The organism is Undibacterium sp. MH2W, from assembly GCF_049340215.1.
GTDB lineage: Bacteria > Pseudomonadota > Gammaproteobacteria > Burkholderiales > Burkholderiaceae_D > Undibacterium.
This window is the reverse complement of record NZ_JBMPPA010000048.1, coordinates 1-255: the sequence shown is the minus strand read 5'-3', so window position 1 is coordinate 255 and position 255 is coordinate 1. Positions and strand designations below refer to the sequence as shown.

1 protein-coding gene is annotated in these 255 nt (G+C 52.5%); it reads left to right on the top strand.

The window, feature by feature from the left end:
- Nucleotides 1-255 (top strand): triose-phosphate isomerase (locus ACO0K2_RS19800; RefSeq protein WP_423021775.1); only part of this gene is annotated, 255 nt, incomplete at both ends.

Sequence of the window (255 nt, the reverse complement as noted above, 5' to 3'; positions counted from 1 at the left end):
CGCCGTGCATATCACGCGGAAAGTAGTGAGTTGGTTGCGCAAAAAGCGTTGAAGGCATTATCGGAAAATATCATTCCGGTCGTGTGTGTCGGTGAAACGCTTGAGCAGCGAGAGAGCGGTGAGACAAACGCGATCGTGGCGGCGCAGTTGCAGGCAGTGATGGATGTGCTGACTGCTGAGCAAATGGGGTCGATTGTTGTTGCTTACGAACCTGTGTGGGCAATTGGTACAGGTAAAACTGCAACGCCGCAAATG